We start from the raw sequence: 12,834 nt of genomic DNA on the forward strand, positions 1-12,834 counted from the left end.
AAATACCGAATAATCGTAAGATTTTTAAATCTTAAATTTTAGTTCACTGGTAAAAACCCATCAATCTTCCTTCCATTTATTCTACAACGGAAGTTTTAGTTTTGTATAAATTTAATACAAATATGGAGAAGAGTGGAGAAAAACCTTTTAATAATGTGTTTTTAAATTTTCTACAGGCTTGTATGGAAATAATAAGTTGTAAACTCTATCGGACACTGCAAATATACAAATAAAAAATAAATAAGGCTTGCAATTTGATTTACAAGCCTTTATATATTTTAACAAAATGCAATTTTATCAACTCTGTTCTGATGTCTACCTCCTTCAAAGTCAGTAGAAAGGAATTTTTCAGCAATTTCAATAGCCAGTTCCTTTGATATAAATCTCGCAGGGATCGAAATCATATTGGCATCGTTGTGCTGTCTTGCTAAGGAAGCAATCTCCGGCATCCAGCAAAGTGCGCAGCGAATCTTCTGATGTTTGTTGGCAGTAATCTGAACTCCGTTTCCGCTTCCGCAGATTAAAATTCCCAGTTCATTTTCTCCGTTTTCAACCGACGTAGCAGCGGGGTGTACAAAGTCCGGATAATCCACACTGTCTGTGGAAAACGTGCCAAAATCCTGAATTTCAAATCGTTCTGAAAGATAGTTCTTAACAATCTCCTTGTATTCATAGCCTGCATGGTCTGCAGCAATTGCTATTTTTCTTTTCATAATACTTGTATTAAGCCTTTAATAGATTTATTCCACACAAAGTTAAGTATAATGTGGATAAGTCTTAAATTTTTGGGAGTTAATTGTGAAAACGCTTGTGGGTAACTGTTGAAAAAAGTTCTAAAACTAAAGTTTCGTAACATTGAAAAATTTTGTAATGGAATTTTACTTTCATAGATCCTACATTTTTTTACACAAAGTTATTGGGGAGAATTCTCAGGATTTTCCATAAAATATTTATTAATAATAATGTTTTTATAAAGTTACCCACATTTGTTAATAACGATGTGAAATACTCTAATATCAATGGATTACAATGTATATAAGTTGTGAATTGGCTTAAAATTAAATGTGGTAAAGTATTTCATTAAAATTTATCCCCTAAACTAACAATACTCAACAACAGTATTATTTTTCTTTTTTTAAGAGAAAAGAAATTATGTTGATTGATGAATGATGAGTCTGCGGGAAACTTTTTGAAAACTTTTCAAAGCTTGAATCGTTCTGAAAATTTTAAAATCTTACATTTGTGAAACAAAATTTGAAAGAAATGAATGAACCCGACCTGCCGGAAAATTAAAGCTTATGGATTCTCAAAGTCGGTTCACTTCACCCGAAAAAATATAAAATGTACATATGAAAACAATCAATGATTTCAATTTCAATGAAAAGAAGGCGCTTGTAAGAGTGGATTTCAATGTTCCGCAGGATGACCAGCTTAAAGTAACAGACAATACGAGAATTGTTGCGGTAAAGCCAACCGTGGATAAAATCCTTAAAGATGGCGGTTCTGTAATACTGATGGCTCACTTGGGAAGACCAAAAGGAGAGGTTAAAGACGAGTTTTCACTGAAACATATCGTAGACGAGGTTTCTGAGGTTTTAGGACAGGAAGTTAAGTTTGTGGACGAATGTGTTGGAGAAAAGGCTGAAAAGGCAGCTTCTGAGCTTAAACCGGGTGAAATTCTTTTGTTGGAGAATCTGCGTTTTCATAACGAAGAGGAAAAAGGCGATGAAGCTTTTGCAGAACAGCTTTCTAAATTAGCAGATGCATATGTGAATGATGCATTCGGAACAGCTCACAGAGCGCACGCTTCAACAGCGGTTATTGCTAAATTTTTCCCATCAACTAAATTTTTCGGTTTATTGATGGCTAAAGAGCTTCAGTCGATTGATAAAGTATTAAAGAGCGGTGAAAGACCTGTTACAGCTATTCTTGGCGGTTCTAAAGTTTCAACTAAAATTACCATTATAGAAAATATTTTACCGGCAGTTGATAATTTAATCATCGGAGGAGGAATGGCGTTTACTTTCATTAAGGCTTTAGGCGGAAAGATCGGAACTTCATTAGTGGAAGAAGATAAGTTACCTTTAGCACTGGAGATTTTAGAAAAAGCGAAGGAACATAAAGTAAAAGTTTATCTTCCGTCTGATACAGTAATTGCTGAAAGTTTCAGTAATGATGCCGACAGAAAAGAAGTGGATATTTACGAAATTCCTGAAGGATGGATGGGATTGGATGCAGGTCCGAAATCTAGAGATCAGTTCAATGATGTGTTGTTAAATTCCAGAACGATTCTTTGGAACGGACCGATCGGAGTTTTCGAAATGTCTAACTTTGCTGCAGGAACAGTTGCGTTGGGAGACAGTATTGCCGAAGCTACAAAATTGGGAGCTTTCTCTTTAGTTGGAGGAGGAGACAGTGTTGCGTTTGTGAAGCAATTCGGTTACGGAGAAAAAGTAAGTTATGTTTCTACCGGAGGAGGAGCGATGTTGGAAAGTCTGGAAGGTTTGGAACTTCCGGGTGTTGCTGCCATTAACAATTAAAAGAATTAATTTATATACTTAAGTCCGCTGATTTTTTCAGCGGACTTTTTATTTTTGCTCAACTTGAAATTTTTTTATTTGATTATGTGTTATTAATGTTACTACTTTTTAACGCAAAGTATCGCTAAGATTTTTTATTTACTAGCTGTTTTTAAGTTCGCAAAGGCGTTTCACTCAGCGAAGAACTCAAAGTTTTTTTAATTATTACGAAAAAGAATTTTTTATTTTCAAATTTCAGTTTAGAATAAAATTAAAAATTTTCATTTTTGATTTATCAAAGGATAATTTCTCAAATTTGAAAATTACCTATGAATTGAAATTTCTGAAATGGATAAAAATTTTTGATGATTCATTTTTTACTTAATTGCTCATATTTGAGTTAATTTCAAAATTAGTCGATAAGTCAAAAAATATGATAATGATGTAATGATTAAAATTTTCAAAATTCTAAAAGGATGAAAATTGAAGTTTTTAAAAACTATTGTTACTTTTCTAATTTTTAAAAAATAGAGTCAAATTTTGAATTACTAACTTTTTACTAACAAATTTTAAAATTCTGATCTGATTTTTTTCAAAATTTAATCTTGTGTAAAAAATATTCTGAAAATTTGACTCGGGTAGGGGAGTCGATAAAAAATAAAATCCCGGACAATTTCCCGGGATTTTGATTTTCATGACTCAAATTCTGAAAAATCGACCTTCAGAAATGGCTTAAATTTCGATTTTCTACTTTTTTTCGATAATGTATATCAAACTTGAAAATTCGTTCGAAAAAAGGGCTTTTACGTTAGAAATCGTTCCGAAGATCGTTGCTTTTAGCCAAAACAGGGTTGATTTTTTATATTTTTCGCTTAGCATAGAGATGTAATAAGAATCTAAAATCAACGGTTTGATTTTTCTCATTTTCCAGTTGGGTTTTTTGGCAATCAGATTTTCCATACCTTTTTTTGAAAAATGATAGATGTGTCTCGGAACATCATACGCCGCCCAATATTCTTTATAATGTTTCGCATCGTAAGAAGTAGGATTGGGAACGGCAATAATCAACAGTCCTTTGTCTTTCAGTTTACGGTTGAAAATTTCCAGCATCTCGTCCTGATTTTCGATATGTTCAAAAACATGCCATAAAGTAATTGCGTCCAGACTTTTATCTTCAATGGAATGAATATTATCTAAAATAGCAGCTTTTGAAATTTTATTCTGCGCTGCTTTTCTTGCATCTGCATCCGGTTCAAAACCGAAAGTTTCGAAATCATTTTCTATAAACTTTACAAATTCTCCGGCTCCGCAACCGTAATCCAAAACTTTTGATCCTTTGCTGATTCGGTCTAAAAGGATATTTTTTTTGTACTGCAAATTAAAGGACTGTAAAAATTTATACAGTTTTTCTTTAAGACTTCCGGAATCCTGATGGTGGGAAATATAATCTTCACTTTCATAATATTTTGAAATATTGGATGGAATAGGAGAGGTCTTGAAAACTCCTTTGGTATCTGTTTCAATAATTTCAAAAATTTCCTGAGATAGAAAATGATCTTTTATTTTCATTTGATTTTTCTTTAAAATTAAAAATTAAGATATTCAGACCTTTGTATAAGCTCATAAATACCTTAATTTTTGATTGTATTTTTATGAATGTTTCACGTGAAACATTTTCGTTTTAGCGTCCTAAATAAACTAATAAAACGTTAATATCTGCTGGCGAAACTCCGCTGATTCTTCCAGCCTGTGCAATTGTTTTTGGTTTTACATTCGTCATCTTCTGCTTGGCTTCTGCAGAAAGACTTGAAATTTTTGTATAATCGAAATCTTCCGGAATTTTTATGTTTTCCAGACGGTTTAGTTTAGCTACATTTTCTTTTTCTTTCTCAATATAGCCTCTGTATTTGATATTCACTTCTGCCTGTTCTCTTACTTCATCATCAAATTTAGAAGAAACTTCGTTGATAAAGTCGATCTGATCCAGTTTTTCCAACGTCATATTCGGTCTTGTAAGAATCTGTGCTGCTCTATAAGCCTGATCAACAGGACTGCTTTCAATAGTTTCCAAAATAGGATTAATTACCCCCGGCTTTAAAGAAGTTTCCCGAAGGAAGTTTTCAAGTTCCTCACTCTGAGCGACTTTCTCATTTACTCTTTTTAGTCGTTCTTCTTTGGCTAAACCTAAATCAAAAGCTTTTTGTGTTAATCTGATGTCTGCGTTATCCTGTCTTAAAAGAAGTCTGTATTCTGCTCTTGAGGTAAACATTCTGTACGGTTCTTCTGTTCCTTTTGTGATAAGATCATCAATTAAAACTCCGATGTAAGCTTCATCTCTGTTAAGGATAAATTCATCCTGTTCCTTTACTTTGTTGTGAGCGTTAATTCCGGCAATAAGACCTTGTCCGGCTGCTTCTTCGTATCCCGTTGTCCCGTTGATCTGTCCTGCGAAATACAAATTATCAATTAATTTTGTTTCCAAGGTATGCTTCAATTGGGTAGGAGGGAAGTAGTCATATTCAATGGCATAGCCCGGACGGAATACTTTTACGTTTTCGAATCCCGGAATATGTTTCATTGCTTTGATCTGCACATCTTCCGGAAGGGAAGAGCTGAATCCGTTTACATAGATCTCTACTGTTTTCCACCCTTCAGGTTCTACAAACAACTGGTGTCTGTTTCTCTCCGCAAAACGGTTGATTTTATCTTCAATACTCGGACAGTATCTTGGTCCTAAACTCTGAATCGTACCATTGAACATTGGGCTTCTGTCGAAACCTTCACGTAAAATATCGTGTACTGTTTCGTTGGTATAAACGATGTGACAGCTTAATTGTTTGGTTAATTTGGGAGTGTCTAAATAACTGAATTTTTGAGGATTTTCATCGCCTTTCTGTTCTTCCATTTTAGAATAATCCAGACTTCTTCCGTCTACGCGGGGTGGGGTACCTGTCTTCATTCTTCCTGCTTCAAAGCCTAAAGAAACGAGCTGTTCTGTAATTCCGAAAGCTCTTGGTTCGCCCATTCTTCCGCCTCCTAATTGTTTGTCTCCAACGTGGATCAAACCATTGAGAAAAGTTCCGTTGGTAAGAACTACAGAACGTCCTTTGATCTCTATTCCTAATGAAGTAACCACTCCGGCAACTTTATTATTTTCGATAATAAGCTGCTTTACCATGTCTTGAAAGAAATCAAGATTGGGTGTATTTTCTAAAGCCAAACGCCATTCTTCCGCGAAAAGCATTCTGTCATTTTGTGTTCTTGGAGACCACATGGCAGGACCTTTGGAAAGATTCAGCATCTTGAACTGGATCGCAGATTTGTCTGCTACAATTCCGGAATATCCTCCCATCGCATCGATTTCTCTTACGATCTGTCCTTTTGCAATTCCTCCCATTGCAGGGTTGCAGCTCATCTGTCCGATGGTCTGCATATTCATTGTAATAAGCAGCGTTTTTGAACCTAAATTTGCTGCTGCAGCGGCTGCTTCACATCCTGCGTGACCGGCACCCACTACGATTACATCATATATTTCTGAAATCATTTTTTTGCTTGTTTTAAGCCTTAATTTTTACTCTTTTTTACAAATGTTTCACGTGAAACATTTGTAAATTTTATTGTCTTAAATCTGTTCTCTTGCACTTTATTTAGCCCCGATCGCAGCATTTGTTTGAGCTCATTTTCTTTTGAAAAAAGAAAATAGCGAGTGCGGAGAGCGGGATTAAGCTCCTAAAAAACTTAATGGTATTTTGCTAAATAATGATCTTCTTTTCCTCGCATCTGCAGTTCTTCTTCTTCTGTTTTATCTTTATATCCGCAAAGATGCAGAATACCGTGAGCCAAAACTCTCCGTAATTCTTCTTCGTAATTTCTGGATAGGGTAGAAGCGTTGTCTGAAATGCGCTGCAAAGATACAAAAATCTCTCCGCTTATAGTCTTCCCTTTTACATAGTCAAATGTAATGATATCGGTATAGTAATCGTGCTGTAAATAATCCTGATTTACCTTGAGTAAATATTCGTCGTCACAAAAAATATAATTGATCTCGCCCAACTTTTTTTCTTCTGAAAGAATAAGGTCTTCCAGCCATTTTTTGTATTCTGTGTTTACCGATTCGGGTAAGTTTTCGTAAAAAAATTGTATCATTTTGTAATTAAAACCAGTGTCCTAAGATAACACTGAATATGCCTTTTTGATTGTTTTTAAGTGAATGGCTGAAGTTGATTTTAATCTGCCCGAAAGGAGATTTGTATCCAGCCGTTAATCCTACTGAACTGAAGTTTAATTTTACCGCATCCTCAAAGGTGATATCATTGGAAAGATTGGCAAATGAAAAGTTTCCGCTCAGGAAATAGTTTTTATTGAATTTAAACTGAAGGTCGTTTGAAATTAAAACCACATTATTGCTGTTCAGCTGAGCAAAATAGAATCCTGAAAAGCTTCTGTAGTTTACAATATTCTGTTCAAAGATTCCTCCAAGTCTGTATTTGTAAAAATCGGGAAGGTTTTCTCCGATGGTAATTCCTCCGTAAAGATTGAGTCTGTAGGAAAATTGTTTTGAAAGAGGAAGATTTATTCTGATATCTGCTTTTACCTGAACGAGTCTTTTTTCTACTTCAGATTTTAAAAGATCAATTACTTTTCCTTCTGCATTAATGTAAATTCCGCGGGTAGGGAAGTCTCTGTCGTTTTGGGTGTCGCTTTTCAGAAATATGTACGGATTAAGAAATCTGCTGTATCTTTTATTATCGCCATTGAATTCTGCTTCGAAATAATCGTGACTGATCCCGCCGCCGATGGCAAACTTATCTTTCCAGATCGACTGAATATAAGCTTCATTTCTCAGCCATATCCATTTGTCGACTTCATTGTTATTGACGTCTTTCAAATTAAAGCTCATTCCCGAAGAATAAATTCCGAAGCCCGGAATATATCCGTTATCAATAAAATAGTTTAAATAATATCGGGGTTTATCTCCCACAACAATGTCCAGCGAAAGATTTGAATTTCGAGATAAAAGTCGTTTTGCTGAATAGTTTAAAAGTAGTCCTGTTTTGAAAATTTCGTCGTAATGCAATCCGAATTTTAGAAAATGTCTTGTATCGTCTTCGGTAACGTAGAGCTTAAGGTAATTTGAATTGTTTCCGGAAATAATATCGTAATTGATGAATTTGTAATTGTTGGTGGCGACCAATTTATCAATCTGTTTATTGATGCTTCCGTAGGTTTGGAGAGAAGGGAGCCGCAGTCCCATTTTCCCTAAAACATAATTTTTTCCGTAAATTCTGCTTCCTTCTATTTCGAGACTGTCGATTTTATAGACATTGGAATAAATAGGGCTCATTTGCTGTCTGATTCTGTCGAAAGGTCTCTTGGGTAGCTGATCGAGGATATCGACGTATTTTAAGCCTTCTACGTAGCCGCTGTCGAGAATTTTTTTCTTATCATCATAGCTTGTAGCGGTCATGCCTGTTAAATTGGGCTTGATGTTGATGTCGGTATATTGATACTGTCTTTTGGTATCTTTTTTAATTCCGAAATCAATGACCTGATTTAAGATGGCAATAATGCTGTTCAGATCTTCACGTTTGGAAAGATCCTGATTGAGATCTACCCCGATAACGATATCAATTCCTTTGTCTTTTAAAGGTTTGGAAGGATAGTTTACCGTCATCGCTCCGTCAATATAAATACTGTCGTTAATTTTTACAGGATCCATGAGTGACGGAAATGCAGAACTTGCCATAATCGACTGTACCAGATCTCCTTTTTCAAAAATCTGCATATTGCCGCTTTCCAGATTGGTCGCGACACACATAAAAGGAATCGGGAGTTTGGAGAAATCGTCAATATTGGAAACATTTTTGAAAAGTTCCTTCAGCAGATATACATTTTTCTGTCCGGAACTGATGGAAGAGGGAAGGGTGATTTTTCCGTTTTTAAGAGGAATAGACAAAAGATATTTGTCAACGGATTTATTGAAGAAAGTTGTTTCCTGTCGCTTTGCTTTCGGATCTGTGATTAAAGAATAGAAATCGGTATCCATCACAATCTTTTCTATCTCTTTTCCGGAATATCCTGAAGCGTACAGTCCGCCGACAATGGCGCCCATACTTGTTCCTGCGATGTAATCTACTTTTACCCCGAGAGAATCCAGTATTTTAAGAACACCTACATGAGAAAATCCTTTAGCTCCGCCTCCTGCAAGAGAAAGTCCTATTTTGGGATTTTTCGGAATAACGAGGTCTTTCTTTACCTGAGACTGAATCATAAGCAATTGAAAGGCAAATAAAATAATCAGGAGCTTTCTCATAGGCTAATCTTTTACATAAATCCGTTTCACACGGGGCGAAATGGAGGTTAAAACTTCATAGGTTATTGTTTTGCAGTAGTCTGCGAATTCTTTTAAACTGGGTTTTGCATTAAAGACGGTTACGGTATCGCCTTCCTTTACATTAGGGATATGATCTACATTAATCATCATCATATCCATACAGATGCTTCCTACAATCGGAGCAAGGGTTTTGTGGATTCCTACATTACCGACCTGATTTCCGATTAATCTTGGGATTCCGTCTGCATATCCTACAGGAATAGTGGCTATTTTCGTCTGATGATCTGTTTTAAATCGGCGGCTGTAACCAACTGATTCTCCGTTTTCTACCAAAGAAATTTGAGAAATTACCGTTTTAAAGCTTACAACAGATCTCAGCTGTTTCTGTATTTCACTATTTGGTGATTCTCCTAACATTCCAATGCCGATTCTTACCATATCATATTGATGATTGGTATAATTGGTTATTCCTGAAGAATTTAAAATATGTCGGATAGGAGTGTACCCCAATTTTTCTATCAAATAGGTTGAGTTTTTTTCAAAAGTTTCAAGCTGATGGAATGTAAATTCTTTTTCATCCGGCAAATCTGAAGAAGAAAGATGGCTGAAAATACTCTGAACTTTTAGATTCATTGAATTTAAAGTCTCGCTTAACTGATCCAGATCATTGCCTTTAAAACCAAGACGATGCATTCCTGTTTCCAGTTTGATGTGGATAGGATATTTTTTATCATATCCGGATTTCTGAACCGCTTCATAGAATAATTCCAGAACTCTGAAACTGTAAATTTCCGGTTCCAGATTATAGGCAATCACGGTTTCATAACTATGCTGTTCAGGATTCATAACCACAATAGGAACGGTGATTCCTTTTTTCCTGAGTTCTACGCCCTCATCAACGAAAGCAACTCCAAGAAAATCTATGTGATGATGCTGTAAAAATTCTGAAATTTCATAACTTCCTAAACCATATGAGTTTGCTTTCACCATTGCCATCATTTTTGTGGATGGTTTTAATAAAGATTTATGGTAATTGATGTTATGAAGAATAGCATTTAAATTAATTTCTAAGACCGTATCATGTTTTCTGAGTTCAAGCAGATCTTTAAGTCTTTCGATCTCAAATTTCCTTGCCCCTTTTAATAAAATAATTTGGTTTTCAATTTCTGTAAGATATTTACTTTCAATTAATTCCGGAGTATTGATGAAAGTAAAAGTTTTAGTTTTAAATAATTCACTAAATTTTGATATTTCATCACCGATCAGGAAAACAGAATCGAATTTCTGTTCGTTTACAAGCTCGGAAACTTCTTCATACAGTTCTTTTGAATTTGAATTTACCCCTACAATATCTGTAAGAACCAGAGATTTTTTCGGTTTGTTGTATTCATTGAGAAATTGAAGAGCGGTTTTCAGAGAATCAAGATCAAGGTTAAAAGAATCGTTGATGACAATGTTGTTCTTAATTCCTTCAATCGCTTCAAGTCTCATTTCAACGGCCTTTAAAGCGTTGATTTTTTCGACAATCTTTTCGTTTTCAATACCAAGTTCCTTTAAAACCGTTACAAGCGCCAAAGCATTCGTTAAAGTCGCTTCGTCTCTCTGATGCACCGGAAAAGAGATTTCTTCGTTGAAATAATGTACCGTTACATCTTCGTTTTTCGAAATATTGTTTTTGAAGTAAACTTCGTTGTCTTCCTTAAAGCCGTAAGAAATTAATTTTTTACCTGAATATAATTCCTTTATCTTTTTGTCAACCAGAGAATTATCCCCGTTGTAAATAACCGTTTCAGAATGTTTGAATAATTTGATTTTTTCATCAATCAGCTCCTCTTCCGATTGGAAATTGGCAAGATGAGCAGTTCCGATGTGGGTAAGCAAACCAATCTGCGGATGGAAAATATTTTCGAGCTTTTCCATTTCGTCTGGCTTGGAAATTCCTACTTCAAAAATTCCTAATTGATGTGAATTATTAATCTGAAGCAGAGAAAGAGGAAGTCCGATCTGGGAATTGAAACTCTTTGGGCTTTTTACCGTTGGAAATTCATTCCACAGACATTGATACAGCCACTCTTTTAAAATCGTTTTTCCGTTACTTCCTGTAATTCCGATTGATTTTAAATGAGCATTTTCAAAATGAAATTTAGCTAATTTCTGAAGAAATTCAACCGAATTTTCAACAATGATCCACGTAATATTTTCAAACTGCGGATGATGATGTTCGGAAATGATGACATTTATTCCACGGTCGATCGCAGATTCAATGAACTTTTCTCCGGAATTTTTTGGAGTATTGATCGCTATAAACGCAGTATTTTTAGTAGAATAAATAATTCTGCTGTCGAAAGCGATATTCCTGATTATTATATTTTTGTCTCCAATAATCTTCGCATTGGTGATTTCTGCGATATGGTTTGTCGTGTAGTTCATAAACTACTTTTCTGTAATTAGGTTATAATTAGAATCAGGATTTCGGAAGTTATTAATCATATTTAAAAGATTTATTTGATTTCCTGAAATTTCATAAATGATAGAGTTGTGTTTCGTAATTAGTAATTTGTGAAACGCTGTGTCTTCATATTTCTGATGAATAAGATTTCCATTTTCAAGCAAAGAAATTTTTCTTTCTAAAATTTCATAAAAATCTTCCAAAACATCGAACCCCCAGTTTTCAATAAGAAAATCTTCTAGAATTTCTAAATCCGATTTGGCTCTATTTGTCCAAAAAATATTCATTTTTCTTTTTTGCAATTCTTTCCTTTGCTTCATTCATCACTGCCATATGTTCGGTTATCCGTCCGTTTTTTACGTCGTCTAAACCTTCCTGAATAGCATTGAGAATATCATCATGCGAAATTTTTTCCGGTTCTATAATCTCCGCAATCTTCAGCAATTCCTCAGGAAGAAATTTTTTTTCTTTCATTTTTCTGAAAAACGTAGGCTCGGAAATTCCGCTTTTTTCAATGATGTATTTCATTTTGAAAGGCGAATTTTTCAGAATCTCGTCAATAGAATTGCTGATCTTTATGTAATTTTTAATCTCTAATATCATTTTCTGATAGTTTTCACTATTAAATTTTAAACAAAATTAATAATAAATTTGATATTAAATCTCTTTTTTATTCAAAACTTCATCCACAAAAACTCTTCTGCTTACCGCATCGTAAGATTCTGTTTCTCCGAGTTCTACAAGATCTTTTCCTGCGGAAGTTCTCATAGAATAATTGGCAAGATTTCCTGTTCTTCTGCAGATCGCGTGTACTTTTGTTACATATTCTGCAGTTGCCATCAGATTGGGCATCGGTCCGAAAGGTCTTCCAAGAAAATCCATATCCAGACCTGCAATAACCACTCTTATTCCGCCGTTTGCCAATTGATTGGCTATATCCACAATGCTTTCATCAAAAAACTGTGCTTCATCAATTCCTACTACATGACAATTGGAAGCCAGCAAAAGAATTTCGCTGGGATTTTCTACCGCCGTGCTTCGGATTTTATTCTGATTGTGCGAAACCACATCTTCATCCGAATAGCGGGTATCCAGTTTTGGTTTAAAAATCTCCACATTCTGCCCTGCCATTTCAGCTCTTCTAAGCCTTCGGATCAACTCTTCGGTTTTTCCGGAAAACATTGAGCCACAAATAACTTCCATCCAACCACTTTGTTTGGAATGATTAATTGTATTTTCTAAAAACATTTGTTAAATTAGCCGTATATTTTTAAGATCAAAAGTAAGCAATTTTAACAAGATTCTTCTATGCAGAACATCCAAGATTTAAAGGAAAAGATTTTTTTTGAATCCAAGAATATCATTGGTATTTTGGATAAAATAAGCAACGTAGATGAACTTTCGTCAAAGCAGGATCTTGTAGAAGAGCTTGCCAACAGGATTTCGTTTCTCCGGCTGCTGGAAAAAAATATCGAGTATTTCGGAAGTGAAAATTCTTCGCTGGTTTCAGAAAATAAAGAAAATTTTTCTGC

General features: G+C 34.8%; 10 protein-coding genes and 1 pseudogene. 2 read left to right on the plus strand and 9 right to left on the minus strand.

Going from position 1 to position 12,834, the window contains the following annotated elements:
* Positions 1 to 278 precede the first annotated feature (278 nt).
* Positions 279 to 713 (minus strand): ribose 5-phosphate isomerase B, encoded by a 435-nt coding sequence (gene rpiB / locus WFK35_RS13835; protein WP_336733061.1) that lies wholly within the window; start codon positions 711 to 713, stop codon positions 279 to 281.
* 636 nt (positions 714 to 1,349) lie between these two features.
* Here rpiB and WFK35_RS13840 point away from each other — a divergent pair.
* Positions 1,350 to 2,540, plus strand: coding sequence for a phosphoglycerate kinase (locus tag WFK35_RS13840; protein WP_336733063.1), 1,191 nt, complete (start codon positions 1,350 to 1,352; stop codon positions 2,538 to 2,540).
* 726 nt (positions 2,541 to 3,266) lie between these two features.
* Here WFK35_RS13840 and WFK35_RS13845 read toward each other — a convergent pair.
* From WFK35_RS13845 to WFK35_RS13880, 8 genes are all read right to left on the minus strand, one after another.
* The gene (locus tag WFK35_RS13845) at positions 3,267 to 4,088 is read right to left on the minus strand and encodes a class I SAM-dependent methyltransferase (protein ID WP_214587792.1); all 822 of its coding nucleotides are present in this window, start codon (positions 4,086 to 4,088) and stop codon (positions 3,267 to 3,269) included.
* A gap of 112 nt (positions 4,089 to 4,200) precedes the next feature.
* A complete protein-coding gene (mnmG, locus tag WFK35_RS13850; protein ID WP_235132196.1) occupies positions 4,201 to 6,063 on the minus strand; it encodes a tRNA uridine-5-carboxymethylaminomethyl(34) synthesis enzyme MnmG in 1,863 nt (620 codons plus the stop codon).
* A 194-nt stretch (positions 6,064 to 6,257) separates the two neighbouring features.
* Positions 6,258 to 6,665 carry an rRNA maturation RNase YbeY gene (ybeY, locus tag WFK35_RS13855; protein WP_076391051.1) on the minus strand — a complete coding sequence of 136 codons (408 nt, stop codon included), beginning with the start codon at positions 6,663 to 6,665 and terminating at the stop codon, positions 6,258 to 6,260.
* A gap of 7 nt (positions 6,666 to 6,672) precedes the next feature.
* A complete protein-coding gene (locus tag WFK35_RS13860; protein ID WP_336733064.1) occupies positions 6,673 to 8,832 on the minus strand; it encodes a patatin-like phospholipase family protein in 2,160 nt (719 codons plus the stop codon).
* Positions 8,833 to 8,835: 3 nt separating this feature from the next.
* The gene (locus WFK35_RS13865) at positions 8,836 to 11,283 is read right to left on the minus strand and encodes a bifunctional UDP-N-acetylmuramoyl-tripeptide:D-alanyl-D-alanine ligase/alanine racemase (RefSeq protein ID WP_336733065.1); all 2,448 of its coding nucleotides are present in this window, start codon (positions 11,281 to 11,283) and stop codon (positions 8,836 to 8,838) included.
* A 3-nt stretch (positions 11,284 to 11,286) separates the two neighbouring features.
* Positions 11,287 to 11,589, minus strand: a complete 303-nt coding sequence (locus WFK35_RS13870; protein WP_108408670.1) for a type II toxin-antitoxin system RelE/ParE family toxin — start codon at positions 11,587 to 11,589, stop codon at positions 11,287 to 11,289.
* The gene (locus WFK35_RS13875) at positions 11,567 to 11,905 is read right to left on the minus strand and encodes a hypothetical protein (protein WP_076391047.1); all 339 of its coding nucleotides are present in this window, start codon (positions 11,903 to 11,905) and stop codon (positions 11,567 to 11,569) included. Before WFK35_RS13875 ends, WFK35_RS13870 begins: the two co-directional genes overlap by 23 nt.
* Before the next feature lie 54 nt (positions 11,906 to 11,959).
* Positions 11,960 to 12,550 (minus strand): thymidine kinase, encoded by a 591-nt coding sequence (locus WFK35_RS13880; RefSeq protein WP_076391046.1) that lies wholly within the window; start codon positions 12,548 to 12,550, stop codon positions 11,960 to 11,962.
* Positions 12,551 to 12,610: 60 nt separating this feature from the next.
* On the opposite strand from WFK35_RS13880, the pseudogene WFK35_RS13885 reads away from it, so the two are divergent.
* Positions 12,611 to 12,834 (plus strand): annotated as a pseudogene (locus WFK35_RS13885) (hypothetical protein); the annotation flags it as partial.

The sequence above is a fragment of the Chryseobacterium sp. VD8 genome, assembly GCF_037149975.1.
In the GTDB taxonomy this organism is placed as follows: Bacteria; Bacteroidota; Bacteroidia; order Flavobacteriales; family Weeksellaceae; genus Chryseobacterium; species Chryseobacterium indicum.

Excerpts from the sequence above, each read along its gene's own strand:
- rpiB (WP_336733061.1), bottom strand. The coding sequence starts at position 713 with ATGAAAAGAAAAATAGCAATTGCTGCAGACCATGCAGGCTATGAATAC.
- WFK35_RS13840 (WP_336733063.1), top strand. The coding sequence starts at position 1,350 with ATGAAAACAATCAATGATTTCAATTTCAATGAAAAGAAGGCGCTTGTA.
- WFK35_RS13845 (WP_214587792.1), bottom strand. The coding sequence starts at position 4,088 with ATGAAAATAAAAGATCATTTTCTATCTCAGGAAATTTTTGAAATTATT.
- mnmG (WP_235132196.1), bottom strand. The coding sequence starts at position 6,063 with ATGATTTCAGAAATATATGATGTAATCGTAGTGGGTGCCGGTCACGCA.
- ybeY (WP_076391051.1), bottom strand. The coding sequence starts at position 6,665 with ATGATACAATTTTTTTACGAAAACTTACCCGAATCGGTAAACACAGAA.
- WFK35_RS13860 (WP_336733064.1), bottom strand. The coding sequence starts at position 8,832 with ATGAGAAAGCTCCTGATTATTTTATTTGCCTTTCAATTGCTTATGATT.
- WFK35_RS13865 (WP_336733065.1), bottom strand. The coding sequence starts at position 11,283 with ATGAACTACACGACAAACCATATCGCAGAAATCACCAATGCGAAGATT.
- WFK35_RS13870 (WP_108408670.1), bottom strand. The coding sequence starts at position 11,589 with ATGAATATTTTTTGGACAAATAGAGCCAAATCGGATTTAGAAATTCTA.
- WFK35_RS13875 (WP_076391047.1), bottom strand. The coding sequence starts at position 11,905 with ATGATATTAGAGATTAAAAATTACATAAAGATCAGCAATTCTATTGAC.
- WFK35_RS13880 (WP_076391046.1), bottom strand. The coding sequence starts at position 12,550 with ATGTTTTTAGAAAATACAATTAATCATTCCAAACAAAGTGGTTGGATG.